Annotated in this window: 17 protein-coding genes and 1 pseudogene; 12 read left to right on the top strand and 6 right to left on the bottom strand. The window is 70.8% G+C overall.

The window, feature by feature from the left end:
* Nucleotides 1-65 precede the first annotated feature (65 nt).
* Nucleotides 66-836, bottom strand: coding sequence for a transposase (locus AB0D53_RS39340; RefSeq protein WP_362454166.1), 771 nt, complete (start codon nucleotides 834-836; stop codon nucleotides 66-68).
* Nucleotides 837-950: 114 nt separating this feature from the next.
* Here AB0D53_RS39340 and AB0D53_RS39345 point away from each other — a divergent pair, with 114 nt between their 5' ends.
* Nucleotides 951-1,346 (top strand): hypothetical protein, encoded by a 396-nt coding sequence (locus AB0D53_RS39345; RefSeq protein ID WP_362454167.1) that lies wholly within the window; start codon nucleotides 951-953, stop codon nucleotides 1,344-1,346.
* Nucleotides 1,347-1,822: 476 nt separating this feature from the next.
* Nucleotides 1,823-2,017 (top strand): hypothetical protein, encoded by a 195-nt coding sequence (locus AB0D53_RS39350; RefSeq protein WP_362454168.1) that lies wholly within the window; start codon nucleotides 1,823-1,825, stop codon nucleotides 2,015-2,017.
* 20 nt (nucleotides 2,018-2,037) lie between these two features.
* On the opposite strand, the gene AB0D53_RS39355 is transcribed toward AB0D53_RS39350, so the two are convergent.
* The 3 genes from AB0D53_RS39355 to AB0D53_RS39365 all read right to left on the bottom strand — a co-directional run bounded on the left by AB0D53_RS39355 (nucleotide 2,038) and on the right by AB0D53_RS39365 (nucleotide 4,494).
* Nucleotides 2,038-3,252, bottom strand: coding sequence for a glycoside hydrolase family 64 protein (locus AB0D53_RS39355; protein WP_362454185.1), 1,215 nt, complete (start codon nucleotides 3,250-3,252; stop codon nucleotides 2,038-2,040).
* Nucleotides 3,253-3,424: 172 nt separating this feature from the next.
* Nucleotides 3,425-3,673, bottom strand: coding sequence for a DUF397 domain-containing protein (locus tag AB0D53_RS39360; protein WP_362454169.1), 249 nt, complete (start codon nucleotides 3,671-3,673; stop codon nucleotides 3,425-3,427).
* A complete protein-coding gene (locus AB0D53_RS39365; RefSeq protein ID WP_362454170.1) occupies nucleotides 3,670-4,494 on the bottom strand; it encodes a helix-turn-helix transcriptional regulator in 825 nt (274 codons plus the stop codon). Before AB0D53_RS39365 ends, AB0D53_RS39360 begins: the two co-directional genes overlap by 4 nt.
* Before the next feature lie 111 nt (nucleotides 4,495-4,605).
* Here AB0D53_RS39365 and AB0D53_RS39370 point away from each other — a divergent pair, with 111 nt between their 5' ends.
* Both AB0D53_RS39370 and AB0D53_RS39375 read left to right on the top strand, forming a co-directional pair.
* Entirely contained in the window at nucleotides 4,606-5,049 is a 444-nt protein-coding gene (locus tag AB0D53_RS39370; protein WP_362454171.1) for an ATP-binding protein, read from the top strand.
* A 124-nt stretch (nucleotides 5,050-5,173) separates the two neighbouring features.
* Entirely contained in the window at nucleotides 5,174-6,046 is an 873-nt protein-coding gene (locus AB0D53_RS39375; RefSeq protein WP_362454172.1) for an MBL fold metallo-hydrolase, read from the top strand.
* A gap of 92 nt (nucleotides 6,047-6,138) precedes the next feature.
* On the opposite strand, the gene AB0D53_RS39380 is transcribed toward AB0D53_RS39375, so the two are convergent.
* The gene (locus tag AB0D53_RS39380; RefSeq protein WP_362454173.1) at nucleotides 6,139-6,606 is read right to left on the bottom strand and encodes a hypothetical protein; all 468 of its coding nucleotides are present in this window, start codon (nucleotides 6,604-6,606) and stop codon (nucleotides 6,139-6,141) included.
* Between the two features lie 263 nt (nucleotides 6,607-6,869).
* Between AB0D53_RS39380 and AB0D53_RS39385 the strand changes: the two genes are divergently transcribed.
* The 8 genes from AB0D53_RS39385 (at nucleotide 6,870) to AB0D53_RS39420 (ending at nucleotide 20,308) form a co-directional block, all read left to right on the top strand.
* On the top strand, nucleotides 6,870-10,745 hold the full coding sequence (locus AB0D53_RS39385; protein ID WP_362454174.1) for an endo-alpha-N-acetylgalactosaminidase family protein: 3,876 nt from the start codon (nucleotides 6,870-6,872) through the stop codon (nucleotides 10,743-10,745).
* A 159-nt stretch (nucleotides 10,746-10,904) separates the two neighbouring features.
* Entirely contained in the window at nucleotides 10,905-12,287 is a 1,383-nt protein-coding gene (locus AB0D53_RS39390) for a serine protease (RefSeq protein ID WP_362454175.1), read from the top strand.
* Nucleotides 12,284-14,629 carry a tetratricopeptide repeat protein gene (locus AB0D53_RS39395; RefSeq protein ID WP_362454176.1) on the top strand — a complete coding sequence of 782 codons (2,346 nt, stop codon included), beginning with the start codon at nucleotides 12,284-12,286 and terminating at the stop codon, nucleotides 14,627-14,629. Before AB0D53_RS39390 ends, AB0D53_RS39395 begins: the two co-directional genes overlap by 4 nt.
* Nucleotides 14,630-16,039, top strand: coding sequence for a hypothetical protein (locus AB0D53_RS39400; RefSeq protein WP_362454177.1), 1,410 nt, complete (start codon nucleotides 14,630-14,632; stop codon nucleotides 16,037-16,039).
* Complete coding sequence (locus AB0D53_RS39405) at nucleotides 16,036-17,070, top strand: hypothetical protein (protein WP_362454178.1); 1,035 nt, start codon at nucleotides 16,036-16,038, stop codon at nucleotides 17,068-17,070. Before AB0D53_RS39400 ends, AB0D53_RS39405 begins: the two co-directional genes overlap by 4 nt.
* Nucleotides 17,067-18,299 (top strand): carbohydrate ABC transporter substrate-binding protein, encoded by a 1,233-nt coding sequence (locus AB0D53_RS39410; RefSeq protein WP_362454179.1) that lies wholly within the window; start codon nucleotides 17,067-17,069, stop codon nucleotides 18,297-18,299. The genes AB0D53_RS39405 and AB0D53_RS39410 overlap by 4 nt, the downstream gene beginning before the upstream one ends.
* Nucleotides 18,300-18,452: 153 nt before the next feature.
* The gene (locus AB0D53_RS39415; protein ID WP_362454180.1) at nucleotides 18,453-20,036 is read left to right on the top strand and encodes an acyl-CoA carboxylase subunit beta; all 1,584 of its coding nucleotides are present in this window, start codon (nucleotides 18,453-18,455) and stop codon (nucleotides 20,034-20,036) included.
* Between the two features lie 68 nt (nucleotides 20,037-20,104).
* Entirely contained in the window at nucleotides 20,105-20,308 is a 204-nt protein-coding gene (locus tag AB0D53_RS39420; protein ID WP_362454181.1) for an acyl-CoA carboxylase subunit epsilon, read from the top strand.
* 69 nt (nucleotides 20,309-20,377) lie between these two features.
* Here AB0D53_RS39420 and AB0D53_RS39425 read toward each other — a convergent pair.
* Nucleotides 20,378-20,559 (bottom strand): annotated as a pseudogene (locus AB0D53_RS39425) (ATP-binding protein); the annotation flags it as partial.

A 20,559-nucleotide genomic window follows, 5' to 3' on the forward strand; every position in this document is an offset into this window, starting at 1 on the left:
GAGGTGTTCCGTAAATGATCTCCGGATCGGCTCGGGCAGGGTTGGCCGCCGCACGGCCCTCTGATCTAGCCGGCGAGGGCGAGGTTGTGCATCCGGGCGATGCCGAGCACGGCGTGATGGACGCCGTCGCCTTTGAGGCGGCAGTCGCGGAGGATTTTCCAGGTCTTCATGCGGGCGAAGACGTGCTCGACGCGGGCGCGGACCTGCTTGTGGGACTTGTCGTGTTCCTCTTTCCAATCCGGGAGTTCGGCCTGGCCCCGCTCACGACGGTGCGGGATGACGAGTCCGGTGCCCGGGTAGCCGCCGTCGGCGATCGTGGGGGTCTTGCCGACAGCGGCCTTGGCGCCAGACTCCTCCCACGCCTTGCAGTCGTTGCGGTTGCCGGCGAGCGGCCGACCGACCACGACGACCAGGCGAGTGTCGGCATCGATGACGACCTGGTGGTTGGTGGAGTACCGATAATTCTTCGACCGCTCGGCGATGGTGTGATCCCGGGTGGGGACCAGGGTGCCGTCCACGATGAGCGCGGTGCCCTTGGCGAACCGCCTGCGAGGCCGCACGGCAAGCGCGAGACCGAGGTGGTCGATAATCCGGTCGGCCGCGGACTTCGAGATGCCGAAGAGCGGCGCGAGTTGGCGCATCGTCAAATTCGTACGCCAGTAGGCCGGCACGAGCAGTACCCGGTCCTCCAGCGGAAGGGACCACGGCCGGCCCTTGCGGACCGGATCCGCACCTTCGCGGCGCAGCGCGGTCACCAGCTTCCTGGAGGAACGCGGGCTCAGCCCGCTGAACGGGGCTGTCCAAGACGACTCCGACGCCGTGATCACACCAGCCACCACAAGATCGTTCCACGATCCCCGGCACAACATCGCGATCCTCTGTCTCCCCGCCCAGCGCCGGTCACGCCGCATCCTGTAGCAACGCCCACATGCAGTCTCTAGAGTCACCGCATGGCCACCGAAGACGAGCCCCCATGGCACCCCGACATCGCCGCGATGCTCACCGACCAGACGAGCGCGTGCAAGCCAGCACGCGACGCCATCGCCGCCGGTGGCGAGGTACGGGTCTCGGACGGGGAGGCGCCCCACTGGATGGTCGCCGGCATCGCCGCAACGAGGTTGAGACGGTCGTTGAAGCGCGGCCTGCCCGAGACCATCGGCCTCGACGAGACCGTTGAGATCCTCGCACGGCACCGTGGCGAGCAACTGCGTACCGGGACCATCCTCGCAGCAGACCGGCTCTGGTTCTTCAACCTGTACTTCGACGCCACCGGGACCGAGCTCCTGGCGTGCAGCGGTGTCAAACGCCCTCGGAGGCCCAGCACGAATGACTCGTTCGAGCCCTGAGCTGATCCGCATCCACCCTCTGCCCGACCGCAGCCGCCACTACCTGCAAGAACCTCAGCTTCGAGGAGCAGGTCGTGGAGGCAGGCATGGCGACGAAATCTCAAGTGCGGTCAGGTGTTACGGGACAAGCCTCAGGTGATGAGGAATGGGGCAACATGAAGAAGTGGCACAGCAGGCGCAGAATGACGCTCGGGCTTGTGATGCCGGGGCTGCTCGCACTGTCGTGCTGGGGGTGTGGTGCCGTTCGTGTGGAGGCGAGCGGGGAGGCCCCGGGGAAGGGGGACTCTCGGCTGTACGAGGGTTGCACCGACGGGCAAAGCCTTGAGGAGACCCGGCGGACGTACGGGCTCGAAATCCCGGTCGGAGCGGCGAATCTGCGCTATTGCGGACAGGAGCAATGGTAGGGCTCCATCGGGGAGTTGCAGTTCGATACCAACCGCAAAGGCTTGGATTCCTTCCTTCGCGGATCCGCGCCCATGGAGCTGAAGTTCTTCAAGGCTGATTCATCGGAAGTGGAACGGGATTGGCAGAAGATCCCGCAGGGAGCGCAGATCGAAAGAGCAAGGTACGCAAAAAGGGTCGGTGGATGCGACAACAGCGTCACGATCCTGATCCAGGAGATGCGTACCGATCAAGTGCGGGTCTATCTATCCATGGTCTGCGCCTCGTGACCCACCCAGGCCCGAAGGCCTCAGGCCCCCACGGTCACCGTGAAGCGGCGGGGGTTGCCGTCGTTGGCGGCGCCCGAGACGTCGGGTTCGCCGTCGGGGCGGACGTCGTCGTAGGGGAAGGCGTAGCCGATCGGGGTGTTGGCGTGGACGACGCGGGACCAGTGGTTGGTGGCCGGGTCCCGGTAGTAGTCGGCGCCCGAGGTGCCGTTCGGCTGGTCGGGGTGGGTGAGCATCAGGGAGCGGTTGAAGCCGGAAGCCAGGCGGGCCAGCAGGGCCTTCTTGTCGTCCGGGTCACCCGGGTTGTTGGCGAACGGGCCGTGGTTGCAGGTGAAGACGTCCTTGGAGACGGGCTTGGTGAAGGTGTGCCCGCCCTCGAAGGTCAGGACGTCCCCGCTGACCCGGCCGGTGCGTACTCCCCGGCCGCCCTGGAGGTCGATCCGCAGGTCGGTGGAGCGGTACTTCTCCCAGACCCGGTCGATGTACGACGTGAACACATCCCGGAACGGCATCTCGTCCGGGCGGTCGAAGAACGGTGCCATCAGGTTCTGCGGCGAGATCACCCGCAGTACGTTGCCATCCGTCCCGCGGATCACCAGCTTGTCCCACGGCTGGCCGTCGGCGGCGGCCTGGGCGGTGAGGCCGTCCGCGATCCGCTGCACCGCGCCGTCCGGGAGCGGCGCCACGGTGTGCGTCGCGTCGCCGGTCAGGGTCAGGCCGATCGGCAGTGCGGTGACCAGGTCGACGTAGCTGATGTTCGCGTACAGCTGCTGAGGGTTGAAGGTGAACTCGCAGAACGACCAGGTGCGGCCGTAGTTGGCGTCGGTGGACGTCGCGAACGCCGGCTCGACCAAGGCGGGGCCCGGGTTGAGATAGAACGTGAGCGTGTCGTCGCGTACGAAGTAGACGCGGGCTCCGTACATCTGGGGGAGCGTGAGCACCACCGGAGCGCCGCCCGCCGCGTTCAGCGGGATGGCGCAGTCGACGGGCAGTGGGGTCTGCGGTGCGCCGGGGGAGTCGGGGCGGTAGACGCCGCCGTCGGCCCGCAGTAGCACCCAGCGGTCGGTGCCCTGCTCGTGGCCGGTCACGTAGGCGTTGACCCTGCCCGGCAACGAACGGTTCTCCAGGGCAAGTTCACAGGTCGCGGGGGCGGCGGACGCGCTCGGGCTGAGGGCGCTTCCCCAGACCGGGTAGGTGAGGGCGGTCGCGGTGGCGGCGGCGCCGCCCGTCAGGAACATTCTGCGCGAGATCACGAGAGACTCCCGAAGTGTGTGGGGGGTCAACCACTCTCGTGAGGGCCGCATCAGGCGTCAAGACTTATGACTGAGAGCGCTCTCAGAAACGGGAAGTCTTCACAACTCGACGTAGTGCGAGGGAGGTTGCGGCCCGGCGTACCGGGCCGTAGCGCGATCAGACCGTGGCGTCCAGGAACGCGGTCCAGGCGGCGGAGGGAACGGTGAGGACGGGGCCGTCGGTCGCCTTGGAGTCGCGGATGTGCACGGCGGCAGGGTGGGTGGCCACTTCGACGCAGTCACCGCCTTGGCCGCTGCTGTAGCTCGACTTGCGCCATTCGTAGGCGACTTCGAGGCAGGCGCCGCCCTGGTCGCTGCTGTAGCTGGACTTGAACCAGGCGAGGGCGGTGGTACGTGCGTGGGTCATGTCTCTCCAAGCAGTTCGTCCAGTAGGCGAGCGCTCTCCTCGACGGAATGCGCCTGCGAACGCAGCATCCCATATTTGTGCTGGAGCGGACTGACGTCATCTGGATCTTCGTGAAGGTAGCTGGTCAGCTGTCCCTCCACGTAGACGAGGTGGTCGTGGTCGGCTGTCTCCAGCAGCACCATCGGCCCCGCCAACCCGGCATGCCTCGGGAGTTTCATCGGCATGATCCGGAGCCCAAGGAACGGGAGCTCCATGCACTGACGTAGGTGTCGGATCTGCTCCCGCAACATGGTGGGGTCGCCGATCCGGCTGCGCAGAATGCTCTCCTCCAGGATGAAGTGCAGCATGGGGCGGGGTTTGCGGCTGAGTAGCTTCTGTCGACCGAGCCGGTCTGCGACCCACTGCTCAGCTTGATCTTCTTCGAGCGGCGGGTATTCGCAGGCGAAGACGAATCGGGCGTACTCCTCAGTCTGGAGCAGCCCCGGAACCACCCGGTCCTGGTACGAGAGCAGGGTCAGCGCCTCCTGCTCATATTCCACGAAGTTCTGTACGAACGCCGAGAACCGCTCCTTCTGCGGCACCTTCGACACCGCGACCTGCAACGCCCCCTTCGTTTCCAGCAGTTCGTCCAGCAGGACCGCGAAGTCCCATTGCAGCGCTCTGCGCCCCTGCTCGATCGACGCGATCGTGTCGTCGCCCACGCAGCATTGATCGGCCAGGGCCGTCTGCGTCATCCGCGCCGCCTTGCGGAACATCGCCAGCTGGGCGCCGATCAGGTGCCAGGACGTGATCCGCTTGCTCTTCTTCTTTGCCGGTTGCATGAACTGCCTCTCCCCGTCACGAACCCCGGATGACCCGTCAGAAGTCGTACATCTCCGTTGTACGACCCGGCGCGCTGCTCAACCGTAGTGACTTTGTGTGACGTTGGAAGCGTGAACGAGACAACCCGACTCCCCCTCTTCCGCGAGGTGTTCCACCGCCGGGAACGCCGATCCGCCCCGCTCGTACGGCAGTTCGTGCGCGAGACTCTCGTCGACTGGGCGTGCGAGGCCCGTGCCGACGATGTGTTGCTCTGCGTGAGCGAGCTCGTCACCAACGCCGTGCTGCACGGCGTCCCGCCCGGTCGCGGTTTCCGGCTCCACCTCTACCTGGAGCCGGCCGACGGCATCCTGCGCATCGAGGTCCACGACAGCGGCGACGGAGAGGTCCGGCTCGCAGATTCCTGGGCGGATTCCGGCGAGGAAGGGGGTCGCGGGCTGCGGCTGGTGGCGGCGTTCGCCGACAAGTGGGGGGTGGGGGAGCGGAGCCCCGGCAAGGTGGTGTGGTGCGAGTTCGAAGTGGTGGCGGGGGCGGGGCGCGGCCTGCCGACGAGATAGACCCGGGGATCGAGACACAAGATCGGCAGGGTCTACCGGTTCCGGCCGCGCGTGGGCTATCCCTGGAGCGGCGGCCCTCGACGGGGCCCGTCACCGTGAAAGTGGACGTGGAAGGAGCCTTGCCATGACCGACTGGTACGTGGACGACCGCTGCACCAACTGCGACGTCGCCCGGCAGTTCGCGCCCGAGCTGATCGTCGAGGAGGAAGGGGCGTCGCGGATTCTGCGGCAGCCCGGCGATGACGCCGAGAACCGGCGCTTACACGCCGCCGTCTTCGCCTGTCACACCCGCTCGATCCGGCCCGCATCCGGACAGCCGGACCCCTCGCTCGACCCGTTCCCGATGGCGCTGGACGACGGCGTACTGGTCTGCGGGCACAACTCCACGCACACCGCCGGTGCCAACTCCTACCTGCTGCGGCGCCCGTCCGGCACGGTCATGATGATCGACACCCCGCGGTGGAGCCCCGGACTCGCCGAGCGGTACGTGGCGACGACGGGGCCCGTCACCGACGTACTGCTCACCCACCGCGACCACGTCGCGCACGGGCGCCGCTACGCCGACCACTTCGGGGCCAGGATGTGGATCCACGAAGGCGACCTCGACGCGGCGCCGGACGCGGACCGGGTGATCCGGGGGCTCGACCCGGTGGAGATCGGCGAGGGCGTCACCGCCCATCCGCTGCCCGGCCACACCCGGGGCAGCGTGCTCTACCTCGCGGACGACCGGTACTGCTTCAGCGGCGACAGCTTCTACTGGTCGCGTACGACCGACGACCTCGAAGTCGCGGAGAGCGTGACCTGGTACTCCATCGAGGAGCTGGCCGCCTCGCTGGCGCGGACGGCGGGGCGGTTGCGGTTCGAGTGGGTGCTGCCCGGCCACGGCGACCGGCAGCGCCGGGACGCCGACGAGATGTCCCGGCGGCTGCACGCACTGGCGGAACGCACCGCGCTGCTGCGGCCCCGGCCGATCGACTTCACCGCCCTGCGCTGGTGACGTTCCACGTCCGCCGCTGACGCCTGCCGTGACGCCTGCCGGGCCGGCTCCACGCCGTCCGGCAGGCGCTCGGCCGTGAGGTGAAACCGTTGTCAGCCCATCGCCATGACGGTCGGCTGTTCCGCGGCCATCAGCATGTACGAGGCCTGCGGATCGGCGTTCACCGCTGCGACCCACCGGTTGTAGAACGCGGTTCCGGAACTCGCGGTCGAACCCGAGTTGACCTCGAACAAGGCGAACGCCCAGACGTGCGAGCAGGTCAGGACGAACTCCTGCGCGGTGACACCGCGAAGGGCGGCAGCGGCCGCCTTGGACCAGCGTCGGTCGTTCTCGGCGAGGTTCTCGCCGATGAAGGCCTGGAGATCATCGCGTGACGTGTGGTTGCGCCTGAAGACCTGACGACTGAACTGTCCTTGTACGTACTGGGAGTTGAAGGGGTACGGGACCCACATCCAGCTCCATCCCGGCCCGGTCCCGTTCCACTCGGCCTCCGTATCCGGATAGTCGTGGTTGGAGATCGCCGATTGGAAAGACTTGCCCGGAGCGTCCAGCTTGAGCATGCCGCCTCCTGAGGTCATCCGGCGGTGAGCCGCGGCAGCGCACACGCACCGCCCCCACCGCGCGCTCGTCATCCGGCACCAGGCTACGTGGAGGGCTTCGGGGTGAGGGCCGGCTTCGGGGAACTCCTCCACGCGCCCGACGAGTGGTCACTTCCCCCGTCCGGAGCCCCGCTTGGACTTACGCAACGCGGTTGTTGGACTGGAGGGCTCCGAGTCGCCGCAGGTCGTTGACGGTGTCCGGTCACTGGGACTACTCAGAGCACATGTCGCGAAGATTCACTTCGGCGGGCGCTGTCGCCGCCGCCTCAGCCGCCGTCCTGGCGCTGGTGGGGACCGCGCTCCCCGCCACCGCCGCCTCCGCCCCCTCACCCGCCGCAGTCGGACCGGCCGTACCCGCGGGCGCCACCGTCATCGGGTCCGCGCAGCTCTCGGTCGCCGTCGCCGACGACTTCCCGCGCGTCCTGGCGTACACCGACAGGGCCAGTGGCGCCCGGCTGTTCGGCAGCACCCAGCCGGTCACCGCCGTGACCCTGAACGGCACCGCGCACCCGGTGAAGCTCAAGGGCGCCCCCAGGGTCACCGCCTCGGCCGCCCGCTACACGCTGACCTTCACCGACCTGCCCGGCATCGAGATCGACGCCTCGCTCTCCGTCTCCGGACGCGCCACCACCTTCAAGGTGACGGCCGTCCGCGACACCGAGGCCTTCCGCGTCGGCACCATCGACATACCCGGCCACGACCTTGTCTCCGTGGGCTCCACCGACACCGGCGGGGCCACCGCCTTCACCCGGCTGGACAACGACTCGACGAAGACCGCCGACGTCTTCTCGAAGGTCACCGCGGACACCGCCGCCGACAAGGCGCCCGTCGGTGCCTCGTACGCGATCGTCAACACGGGTGCGCTCGCCGCCGCCGTCGAGTCCAACTCCTCGTACGACAAGCCGTCCGGCGCCACCGGCGGCGACGACGCCCGGTTCTGGCACCAGGCCCGCAAGGCCGACAACGGCGGCGTCCGGGTCGGCGTCTGGTCCGGGCAGTGGACCTACCGGGGCGAGGGGGCACCGAAGCCGGAGAGCGGGGACAACCTCCCCTGGGCGAAGGTCGTCGTCACGCCCGACGCCAACGGCGACAAGGCGGTCGACTGGCAGGACGGCGCCGTCGCGTTCCGCTCCATCGGCGTCGAGGCGCCCGGCAGCAAGGACACCCCGGACCGGGTCGTCACCCACATCCCGTTCAACTTCGCCAGCCAGGCCACCCACCCCTTCCTGCGCACCCTCGACGACGTCAAGCGGATCTCCCTCGCCACCGACGGCCTCGGGCAGCTGGCGCTCCTCAAGGGGTACGCCTCCGAGGGCCACGACTCCGCCCACCCCGACTACGGCGGCGACTACAACAAGCGGGCCGGCGGGCTGAAGGACCTCAACGAGCTCCTGAAGGACGGCAAGAAGTGGGGCGCCACCTTCGGCGTCCACGTCAACGCCACCGAGGCGTACCCGGAGGCCAAGGCCTTCGACGAGAAGCTCGTCGACAAGACCAAGCCGGGCTGGAACTGGCTGGGCCAGAGCTACTACATCGACCAGCGCCGCGACATCAACAGTGGCGACCTGGCCAAGCGCTTCCAGCAGCTGCGCGACGAGACCGACCCGAACCTGAGCCTGCTCTACATCGACGTCTACTACACGCACGGCTGGATCGCCGACAAGACCCTCCAGTCCGTGCAGAAGCAGGGCTGGAACGTCGCCACCGAGTGGGCCGACAAGTTCGAGCGCGGCTCGCTCTGGTCGCACTGGGCCAATGACCTCGACTACGGCGGCGCCACCAACAAGGGCCTCAACTCGAAGATCATCCGGTTCATCCGCAACGGCGAGAAGGACGTCTGGAACAACGACCCGGTCCTCGGCCAGAGCGCCATCGAGGAGTTCGAGGGCTGGACCAACGAGACCGACTGGAACGCCTTCTACGACAACATCTGGCAGCGCAACCTGCCCGCCAAGTACCTCCAGCAGCAGCAGATCACCCGCTGGGACGGCAATGACATCACCCTCACCGGCGATGTCCGGGGCACGGTCGAGGACGGCAGGCGGACCTTCTACGACCACGGCCGCAAGGTCCTCAGCGGCACCGACTACCTGCTGCCGTGGGACGGCGGGAAGAAGCTCTACCACTACAGCAGGTCCGGTGGCACGAGCAGCTGGGCGGTGCCGTCGAACGGTACGTACACCGTCTACGAGCTCACCGACAACGGGCGGGTCAGGACCGGCACGGTCAAGCCCGTCGACGGGAGGATCACGCTGACCGCCAAGGCCGGGCAGCCGTACGTCCTCTACCCGAAGCAGGCGCCGAAGGCCGCCGATCCCCGGTGGGGCGAGGGCACCCCGGTCGACGACCCGGGCTTCAACGACAAGGCGCTGACCGCCTGGTCGAAGACCGGAACCGTCGCCCGCGAGACCGACGCCAACGGCCTCAACAGCGCCGAGCTCTCCGGCAGCGGCACCGCCGCGCTCTCCCAGCGCATCGACGGCCTCACCCCCGGCAAGCGCTACACCGCCTCCGCGCTCATCGAGGTCCAGCCCGGAAAGACCCGGCACACCACGCTCTCGGCCGGCGGGAAGTCCGTCTCGGTGGACCGCTCCACCGCGAAGGACTACGTCGCCGCGTCCGAACGGCACGGTACGTACTTCCAGCGGGCCAAGGTGAACTTCACCGCCCCCGCGAACGGCCGCACCACCCTGCGCATCGAGGCGGCCGGAGGCAGTGCCGCGAGCGTCCGGGCCGATGACGTACGCATCGTCGCCAACGCCCCGAAGGCCAAGGAGAACACCCTCTCCTACGAGGACTTCGAGGCCGTGGACCAGGGCTGGGGCCCCTTCCTCAAGGGCGACGCGGGCGGCTCCACCGACCCCCGCACCGTCATCTCCCAGCTGCACGCCCCCTACACCCAGGCCGGGTGGAACGGAAAGCTGATCGACGACGTGATCGGCGGCAAGGAGTCCCTCAAGTCCCACGAGGAGAACGCCGGACTCGTCTACCGCACCGCCCCGTGGACCGTGCCGATGGCCGACGGGCACCGCTACAAGGTCGAGTACGACTACCAGTCCAGCCACGCCGGTGCCTACGAATGGGTCGACGGCTACGACCGGATCACCGCCGACGGCAAGCCCGACTCGGTCGAGACCCGGACCACCGCCATCGGACAGCAGCGCACCACCGGCCACTTCGCCGAGACCGTCACCGCGGGCTGCGGCGACACCTGGACCGGGCTGCGCAAGCGCGACGACGCCCCCGACGGCGCCGACTTCGTCCTCGACTCCTTCACCGTGACCGACCTCGGCCCGGCGCCCGACTCCGAGCAGGCCGCCTGCGGCACCCTCGGCGTCGAACCGGCCGCCGAGACCCTGGAGCCGGGCACGGCCAACACCGTCAAGGTCTCGTTCACCAACTACGAGGCGACGGCGGCGACCGGTGTCACCCTGAGCCTGTCCGTACCCGAGGGCTGGAAGGCGGAGCCCTCCGGCGCCGTCACCTTCGACTCGGTCGCGGCGGGCGCCGAGGCCACCGGCAGCTGGCAGGTCACCCCGCCGGTCGACGCCGAGTACCGGACGTACGGCCTGACCTCCGAGGCGGCGTACACCGTCGGCGGAGCCCGGCGCACCCTCGGCGCACAGACCTCCGTAAGGACCCTGCCGCCGCCGCCCACCACCGACAGCTGGGCCAGCGACCTGGACTGGACGGCCGCCGAGAACGGCTGGGGCCCGGTGGAGAAGGACCTCTCCAACGGTGAGACCGGCACCGGCGACGGCTCCCCGCTGACCATCGGCGGAACCGTCTACGCCAAGGGCCTCGGCAGCCACGCACCGGCGAAGATCCGCTACTACCTGGGCGGCAAGTGCACCTCGTTCACCGCCCAGGTCGGCGTGGACGACGTACAGAAGACCGCCGGCAGCGTGCAGTTCTCCGTCAGGGCCGACGGCACCGAGAAGGTGAAGTCGCCCGTGCTGAAGGCGGCCGACAGCGCCTGGTCGCTGACGGCGGACGTCACCGGAGCCAAGTACGTCGAACTCGTCGTCGGCGACGGCGGCGACGGCAACGGCAACGACCACGCGGACTGGGGCGACGCACGCTTCCACTGCGGCGGCTGAAGCCTCCCGACGCGGGGCGGACGCACCCGACCGGTGCGCCCGCCCCGCACACGCGTGCGGCAACGGAGCCTCCGGTCGTGACATTCGGTGGACCTCAGGTGACCGGAGTGTGTCCGAAGGCTGGGAGCGGTACCCGCTACGCGCGTATTCTCTTGCGGCATGGGGGAGTTGAAGGCGGACTGGCGGCTCCGATTACGGTGCGGCGGCGCGGACGGGCAGGTCTGCGGCGCCGGGGTGCTGCTCACCCGTGACCGGGCACTGACCTGCGCGCACGTCGTGAAGGAGCCCGACGCCCGGATCTGGGTGGAATTCGCCGAGAACCCCGCCATCGCGCCCGTCGGGGCCCGCGTGGCCGAGGGGGGCTGGCTGCCCGGACTCGGGGCGAACGGCGAGGACATCGCCGTACTCGCCCTGGACAGCCCACGCCCCCATGCCACCCCCGCGACCCTCGAACGGAGCCTGGAGCGCGGCGACGAGGTGTGGATCGGCGGGTACGCGCGGTCCTTCGCCGACGGGATGTGGCTGACCGGGCGGATCAGCGGAGCGCACGGCGCCTGGATCCAGCTCGACGCCGGGCGCAACGAGCAAGTGGTGAGAAAAGGGTTCAGCGGGGCCGCCGTGCAGGTGCGCGGCGGGCCGGCCGGACCGCCCGAGCGGGTCGTCGGGATGGTCGTCAGCTGGCGCGGCGACCTCGATCTGGCGCTGCCCGCCGACAACGACCTGGCGTTCTCGTACATGATCCCGATCGACAGAGTCGCCGAACTCGTCCCGCTGGTCGCCGAGTTGAGCGGCCCGGACGGATGGGACCACGGGCTGGACCGGCGGCTGCGGAGATGGTTCGCCGGGGGCGACGAGCCCGCGGTGCGCTTCAGTGTCGTACCCCACGGCGGCGGCCGCGACCGCACCCTCAAGCACCACCTGCACCGCGCCCACCTCGTCTACCGGGGCGGACGCACCACCCCCGAGGACTTCACCGACGAGCTGGTGACCCGGCTGCGACCGCCCCGCCACCTCGCCCGGGCCTACCGGGAGTGGCTGCTCACGGGCGGCACCCCGCCCGAGCGGCCGGCGGACGGGGAGCAGGGGGGCGCGGGGCCCACCCTCGCCGTGATCGGACTCGACGAGGACCCGCGCCCGCTCGGGCTGGTGCCCCTGCTCGCACGGGTGCGGACGCTCGGCTTCCGGCTGCTCGTCATCGTGCGGGACAGCCACGGCGACGAGGTCACCGAGGTCGCGCGGCAGCTGCTGTCGCCCGCCCTCGACGAGTGGGCCGAACGGCTGGTCCGCCGCGTCGAGGCGATCGAGACGGACTGGGCCGGGCTGAACGGCCTGGTGGAGTCCGGCTCCCTGATCCCCCTGCCACGCACCGGCGCGGCCCGCCGCCGCCATCAGCTGGCACGACTGCGCGCCGCCCCGGACCCGCACGAGCAGCTCCGCGGCCTGCGCGCCCTGCTGCGTGAACTCCGGGCGGACCTGGAGCGGTACGGCCGGGCGGGCGTACCCGGACCACGCGGCGACCAGGGCCGGGCGGGCAGCCGATGAGGATCCCCTGCCCGCACCGCCGGTTCACCGGAGCCCCCTGCGAGGGCGCCGTGCTGTCCACCGGCTACTGCGACGCCTGCGGCCGCTCCGAGGACGGCCCGGGACTCCCGCCACTGCCCACCGCCCCCGACCGGTGCGGACCCAAGGGGCTGCTGGAACTGCCCCCGCTCAGCCCGAGCACCCCGGAGCAGCGGCTGGGCGCCGCCGTGACACAGGCGCAGGTGCGGATGAGCTGCTCGTCCAAGTCCTGCGCCACGTACTTCGTCGCCCCGTACACCGCCGCCCCGCCGCCCGACGAGGGCCACTGCCCCAAGTGCGGCGCCCCGTACTCCTACCGCCCCGAGCTCAGCCGGGACGGGCCGCTCCTCCAGGACCAGTACCGGATCCTCGGGCCCATCGCCCACGGCGGCCAGGGCTGGGTCTATCTCGCCCGCGACACCCATCTGGAAGACCTCGTCGCCGTGAAGGGGATGCTGAACCGGTACGCGGAACGGGGCGCCGCCCAAGCCGCCGAGGAGCGCCGCAGCCTCGTCGCCATCCGGCACGAACGCATCGTCCAGATCCGGGACTTCGTCAGCACCAGCAGCGCGGACGGCACGGTCTCCGGCGGCTACATCGTGATGCAGGACGTCGGCGACCGCACGCTCTCCGCCGTGATCGAGGCGACCCGGCAGGGCAACTTCGTCCTCGACATCGAACACGTCATCACCTACGGCTGCCAGATCCTCGAAGCCCTCGACCATCTGCACGGCATGGGATTCCTGTACGGGGACATGAAGCCGTCCAACGTCGTCCACGAGTACGACGGCGTCAAGGTCATCGACCTCGGCGGGGTACGGAAGAGCGGTGCCGCCGGGCCGCCGCCCGTCATCACCCCCAGATACGCCGCGCCCGAGACGGCCGGCGGCACTCCGCTGACCGTCGCCCACGACATCCACACCGTCGGGGTGACCCTGGCCGAACTGGCGGGCTGGGCGGTCGGCGACGACGTACCCGGTCTCGGCACCAGCTCGTTCCGCCTGGTGGTGGAGCGGGCGACCGACGAGGACCCGGAACGACGGTTCGCCGACGCCGAGGAGATGGCCGGCCAGCTGCGCGGAGTGCTGCGCGAGATCCGGGCGCTGCGCGGAAAACGGGACCGGACCGAGCCGTCCGCCTACTTCACCCCGTCCACCGAACTGCTCGGCGCCCGGCTGGGCACCGTGCCCGAGTACGCGCACTGGCTGGACCGCGCCCCGCACCGCCGCGACCAGACGCCCGAGGCGCCCGTCCTGGACCCCGGGCTCCCCACCCCCACCGAGATCGCGCGGCGGCTGCCGGTCCCCAGGCCCTACCCCGGGGACCCGGAGGCGGCCCGGTTCCTGGTGAGCAGCTACGACCCCGGCCGGCTGCTCGCCCAGCCCGCCGAGGGGGAGCGGTCGGTGGAGATCTGCCTGCACAACGTCCGGCTGCTGCTCGGCCGGGAAGGCGGCGAGGCGCTGGCCCGGGCGCGCGAACAGGTGGAGGCGGCGGACGCGATACCCGGCCCCGGACCGGTGCGGCAGTGGCGGCTCAGCTGGCACCGGGGACTCGTCGCGCTGCGCGGCGCGGAGGTCCTGGACGAGCGGCGGCAGCAGCTGGAGGCCGCCCTGGAACACTTCGCCGCCGTCCACCGGGCACTGCCCGGCGAGTACGCCGCGAAGCTGGCCCTGGCCTACGCCGCGGAGCAGCTGGGACCGGACCGCCCGGCCGGTACGGTCCCCTCGGCGTACGAACTCTTCCGGGCCGTGCACGCCCGCAACCCCTCCCACGTCGGCGCCGCGCTGGGCCTGGCCAGGCTGGCCCTGGCCCGCGGCGACCGGGACGCGGCGGCCGAGGTCCTGGACCTGGTGCCCGACGAGTCGCGCGACCACGCCGTCGCCCGGATCGCCGCGCTGCGCATCCGGGCGGCCCGGCTCGCGGCGGGCGGGCACCCGCTGCCCGGCAAGCGGCGGATCGACACCGTGCTCGCCGCCGTCCCGCTGCGCGAGGGCGGCCCCGGCCCGCATCCGGCGTCCGTGGTGACGGGCGACGAGCCGGCCCGGCTGCTGCGCACCGAACTGTACGAGTGGAAGCTCGACGCGGTCCGGGCCGAGGCGGGCCGCCCGGGGCCCGACGGCCGCTGGTGGCGGCGCGGACTGCCACCGGCACCGGTGCCCGGTGAGCGGGCCGTACGGGAGGAACTGGCCCGGTGCTACCGCTGGATGGCCCGGCAGTGCAAGGACACCGCCGACCACGAGAAGCTCATCGACCTCTCCCACGCCGTCCGCCCGCAGACCCGTTTCTGGTTGCCGCCCCGGCGCCGTACCCCTGGAGGCAGCTGAATGGGCCGCACCGCCGCGCTGGCCGGCCTCGGGATCAGCCTGTCCGTCCAGGCCACGAAGAAGCAGCGGCCGGCCCCGGACGCCCGGATCGACGCCCATGTGCGGGTCCGGGCCGTCGCGGTCGGGCCGCGCGACCGGATTCCCGCCGTCGACATCGCCCTGGTCCTCGCGGTGGACGTGGCCGCCGGGCGGCGTGACGCGGCCGTCGCGGCGCTGACCGAAGCGGTGGGAGCCCTGCCCGACGGGATCTCCTACACCGTGCTGGGCGGCGGGGCCTCGCAGTGCTACCCGCTGCGCGGCCGGTGGGCGCTCGCCGATCCCGCCGACCGTCAGGACGCCGCCTTCAGCGTCGGACGGATCGCCGCGGCCGACGAGGGGCAGCCGTCGGCCGGATACACCACCTGGCTGGCCAGGGCCCGCGAACTCTTCGCCGAACGCGCCCTCCCCGTACGGCATCTCGTGCTCGTCACCGACGGCGCCGGCCGGGCCGGCGAGGGCGACGCCTCCCGCCCGGACAGCGCCCTGAGCATGGAACTGGCGCGCTGCGAAGGGGAGTTCACGGCCGATGTCATCGCCCCGGGAGCGGGCTGGGACCCGGCTCCGCTGATCGCCGTCGCGAAACGGCTGCACGGCGCCGCCGCCTCCTCGCCCGACGCCTTCGCCCCCGCCGTGGCGACCGCCCTGGGCAGGCTGCGCAAGGTCCGCAGCCCCGAGCTGCCCATCGAGGTGACGATGCGTCCGAACGTACGGGAGGCGACACTGATCGAGACCGCACCGCACCAGCAGCGGCTGGCGGCGGAACCGGTCCGGGACGACCCGCGACGGCTGGAGTTCCGCACCCACCAGTGGCAGCCGGAATCCCGCGACTACCTGCTCACCCTCCGGGCCGACGCGGGCAACGACCCGCTGGGCGTTCCCCTCCAGCTCGCCGCCGTCACCGTCGGCGGCGCCACCGAAGCGGTCGTGGTCCGCTGGCTGCCGTCGGGCACCGCCGCGGCCACCGCCCGCATCTCCGGCGCCGCGGGCCGCGACATCCACACCATGAACGTCTCCACACGGATGCGGACCGCGCTCAACGACGGGTACGCCGCCCTCGACCTGGGGAGCCGCGAGCGGGCCGAGGCGCGGCTCGGACTGGCCGTCCGGCTCGCCACCGAGATCGCCGCCGACTGGGTCCTGGACGAGGTCCGCAAGGTCGCCCGCATCGTGGACGGTCCTCGCGGGATCATCCGGATCGGGCCGTCCGTCGACCCGGGCGCCGTCCGGGAGGGGATGCTGAGCATCACCTCCGGACACCCCATGGAGCTGCCCCCGCCACCCCCGGACGGACCGGTACTCCGATGCCCGTACTGCGACCGTCCGGCCGGACCCGCGGCCGTGTTCTGCATCCACTGCGGGAGGCAGCTGTGAGGTTCGGACGGCGACCGGGCGAGCGCGCCTACCGCTCCAGGACCCGGCGGCTGCTGGAGCGGCAGCTGGCCGCGATGCTGGTGACCGCGGTGGTCTCGATGAGCGCCCTGCTCGTCTCGTACCGCGAGGTGCAGATCTCGGCGGGCGAGATGCGCGACCGGGGCGCCCCGGCCGTGCAGGGCGTGGCCGCCACCCAGCTCGCCCTGCTGCGCGCCCACGGGGAGGCCGAGTTCTCCGTGAAGAGCGGCATCGCCGATGTGGTCGGCGCCGGTGCCCGCTACGAGAACCAGCTGGCCGCCGCCGACCAGGGCCTGTCCCGGCTCTCCGACGTGCAGATCGACGGGGACCGGGGGCGCGGGGTGCTCGAAACCGTGAACGGGCTGCTCACCTCGTACAGCAGCTCCATCACCCCCGGTGCGGTGAAGTACGTGTCGGACAAACCGATGCAGACCGAGAAGTTCACCGAGGCCGAGACCCTCCTCACCCGCAAGGGCACCGGTGTGGTGCCGCGTCTGGACGTCCTCCAGAGACACCAGATGGACCGGATCGGCACGCTCACCTCGATGAGTCCCCTGCGGTGGTCCGGCTGGGCGGTTGCCGAGCTCGGCCTGCTGGCCATGGCCCTGATCACCCTCTCCGCGCTGTGGGTGCTGCGCACCCGCTGCGGCCACAGCCTCGACGCCTGCCTGCTGCTCTCGCTGCTGGCCGTCGTCCTCCTGGCGACGGTCCCGCTGATCGCGGCGAACAGAACCCAGGACCAGCTGGCCACCGCCCGTGACCGGCTGATCCGGATCGAACAGCGGGCCCACGGACAACAGGACCCCGACCGACGGACCCACGACCTCGACGCCCTGGCCGGAGCCCAGCAGGCCGTCACCGGCGAGTCGACCAGGGCGCGTGCCGGACTGGCCGCCGAGGGCTGGCAGAGCGGGGTCTACTACGGGGCGCTGGCGGTCGGTGCCCTGCTCGTGCTGCTGCCCGCCGTCGGCATCGGCCGGCATCTGAACGCCGACTACTGGAGGACCGGATGATGCTGCGCGCCCGCGCCGTCCTGCTCGTCCTGTGTCTGGCACTGGCCGCGGCGGGCTGCGGACTCGCCGCGCCAGGCGGCGGCGAACAGCCGAAGGTGACGATCCTCGGGCCGTGGACCGACGACCAGCAGGCCCAGTTCCAGGCCGTCCTGGACACCCTGGGAACCCCCTACACCTACCAGGGCACCGCCGCCACCCGGGAGGTCCTGCTCGCCGCCGTGCAGGCCGGCAATCCGCCCGACATCGCGATCCTGCCCGGCGTCGGGGACCTCGTCGAGTACGCCGCGGAAAAGCGGCTGCGCCCGCTGGGCAAGGGCGCCGGCGCGAAGTACGGCAGGCCCTGGCAGCCGGAGGCGGAGGGCATAAAGGCCGACCTCTGGGTGCCGCTCAAGGCAGACCTCAAGAGCATCGTCTGGTACCGCAAGGACCGGCCGCCGCCCTCCCGCCCCGCGCCGCTGACCTCCTGGTGCATCGGCATGGGCGACGACGGGGCCTCGGGCTGGCCGGGCAGCGACTGGATCGAGGACCTGATGCTGCAGACGGCGGGCCCGGTGCTGTACGAGCGCTGGGCGACCGGGGACCTGAGCTGGACGGACGCCCGCGTGGTCCATGCCTGGAGCCTGTGGGCCGGCCTGCTGGCCCAGGCCCCGGACACCGCCCGCCGGGCCCTGCTCGACGACCACCGGGGCGAGCCCGGCAAGCACGGACTGCTCTTCGACGACAAGGGCTGCGTCCTGGAGCACCAGGGCTCCTTCGCCCGGTCCTTCTACCGGGACCGCAGCGGGCTGGCCGCCTTCACGGACTCCGCGGCGCTGCTGCCCTCGGGCCCGACGCTCAAGGGCCGCGAGGTGTCCGCCGACTTCGCCGCGCTCTTCGGCGACTCCGGACAGGCCCGCGATCTGCTCACCCGGCTCACCTCGCGCCCGGCGCAGGAGGAGTGGGGCCGCAGGGCCGGGGTATTCTCGCCGGACCCCGACGTCCCCGCCAGGAAGGGGACGGTCGAGAAGCAGATCAGCGGCCGTCTCACCGACCAGCGGGTGCCGCTCTGCCTGGACGCGTCGGACGTGATGCCCGCCGCCGTGCGGGACGCCTTCTACGAGGCGGTGCTGCTGACCATCGCCGACCCCGGAGCCCCGGTGAAGACCCGGCTCGACGACGTCCAACGAGTACAGAACGCCCAACCGGACCACACCCGGAGGCTGACCGGGGTGTGCAGCAGACCACAGTGAGCCTTTGTCGGACTCGCACAAAGAGTGCCCCGTACCGGCTGGTAGTTCGCCTGCATCCGGCTCACCTTCTGTCGGGCTCCACCAGGAAACGGGTCAGGAGACTGTACGGAGTCGACGGCAGGATTTACTTGCCCGGCTTCGTAGGGTCGGTACATGACCGTTGTGGACGAAACCCCGGGCGAGCCGAGCGACACCCGTGGCCGTGTGGCCGAACTGCTGGCACTGCGTGAGCAGGCCCGTCGCGGACCGAGTGACCGGGCGACCGAGGCGCAGCACGCCAAGGGCAAGCTGACGGCGCGTGAGCGCATCGCGCTGCTCCTGGACGAGGGTTCGTTCAAGGAGGTCGAGCAGCTGCGCCGGCACCGGGCGACCGGCTTCGGCCTGGAGGAGAAGAAGCCGTACACCGACGGTGTCATCACCGGCTGGGGCACGGTCGACGGCCGTACGGTCTTCGTGTACGCGCACGACTTCCGGATCTTCGGCGGTGCGCTGGGCGAGGCCCACGCCACGAAGATCCACAAGATCATGGACATGGCCATCTCGGCCGGTGCCCCGCTGGTGTCGCTGAACGACGGCGCGGGCGCCCGAATCCAGGAGGGCGTCTCCGCGCTCGCCGGGTACGGCGGCATCTTCCAGCGCAACACCCGGGCCTCGGGCGTGATCCCGCAGATCAGCGTGATGCTCGGCCCGTGCGCGGGCGGCGCGGCCTACAGCCCGGCGCTGACCGACTTCGTGTTCATGGTCCGTGAGACCTCGCAGATGTTCATCACCGGCCCGGACGTGGTCAAGGCGGTGACGGGCGAGGAGATCACCCAGAACGGGCTCGGCGGCGCCGATGTGCACGCGGAGACCTCCGGCGTCGCGCACTTCGCGTACGACGACGAGGAGACCTGCATCGCCGAGGTCCGGTACCTGATCGGGATGCTGCCCTCGAACAACCGCGAGAACCCGCCCGTCGTCGCCAGCGACGACCCCGCCGACCGGCGCGGCGACGTCCTGCTCGACCTGGTCCCGGCCGACGGCAACCGCCCGTACGACATGCACAAGGTCATCGAGGAGCTCGTCGACGACGGCGACTACCTGGAGATCCACGAGCGCTGGGCCCGCAACATCGTCTGCGCCCTGGCCCGGATGGACGGCCAGGTCGTCGGCATCGTCGCCAACCAGCCGCAGTCCCTGGCCGGCGTCCTGGACATCGAGGCCTCCGAGAAGGCCGCTCGATTCGTCCAGATGTGTGATGCATTCAACATTCCCATCATCACTCTTTTGGACGTACCCGGCTTTCTGCCCGGGGTCGATCAGGAGCACGGTGGAATCATTCGGCACGGCGCGAAGCTGCTCTACGCGTACTGCAACGCCACCGTGCCGAGGATCTCGCTGATCCTGCGCAAGGCGTACGGCGGTGCGTACATCGTGATGGACAGCCAGTCCATCGGAGCGGACCTGACCTACGCCTGGCCGACCAACGAGATCGCGGTGATGGGCGCCGAGGGCGCCGCCAACGTCATCTTCCGTCGGCAGATCGCCGACGCCGAGGACCCGGAAGCCATGCGGAAGCGCATGGTCAAGGAGTACAAGGCGGAACTGATGCATCCGTACTACGCGGCCGAGCGGGGCCTGGTCGACGACGTCATCGACCCCGCCGAGACCCGCGAGGTGCTGATCGCCTCGCTCGCCATGCTCCGCACCAAGCACGCCGACCTGCCGTCCCGCAAGCACGGCAACCCCCCGCAGTAGTCCGCACGCCGCGCAGCACCCCTGCCGGGCCCGCGAAGACCTGCCTGCCGAGAAGACGGAGAAACCACATGACCACTGCCGCCGAGTCCGTGCTGCGTGTCGAGAAGGGCCTCGCCGACCCCGAGGAACTGGCCGCGATAACCGCGGTCCTGCTCGCCCGCGCCGCCGCCCAGCCCACCGCGCCCCCCGCCCACCGCGGCCGCAGCACCGCCGGATGGCGCCGCCTGGAGCGCAGCCCGGGCTTCCACGCCCCGCACTCCTGGCAGCGCTGATACGCAAGGCGTGAAAGGGCCCCGCACTCCGTCCGGAGTGCGGGGCCCTTCCGTGCATCCGGACCGGTCCTAGCGGAGCCGTGCCATGAGCGCGTGCTCGACGAGCGTGATCAGCGCGCTCTTCGCGTCGGCGCGGTGGCGCGCGTCCGTGGTCAGGATCGGGGTGTCGGGTCCGATCTGGAGGGCCTCGCGGACCTCGTCGGGGGTGTAGGGCTGGTGTCCGTCGAAGCCGTTGAGGGCGATGACGAAGG

Source organism: Streptomyces sp. NPDC048295 (assembly GCF_040652135.1).
Classification (GTDB): Bacteria; Actinomycetota; Actinomycetes; order Streptomycetales; family Streptomycetaceae; genus Streptomyces.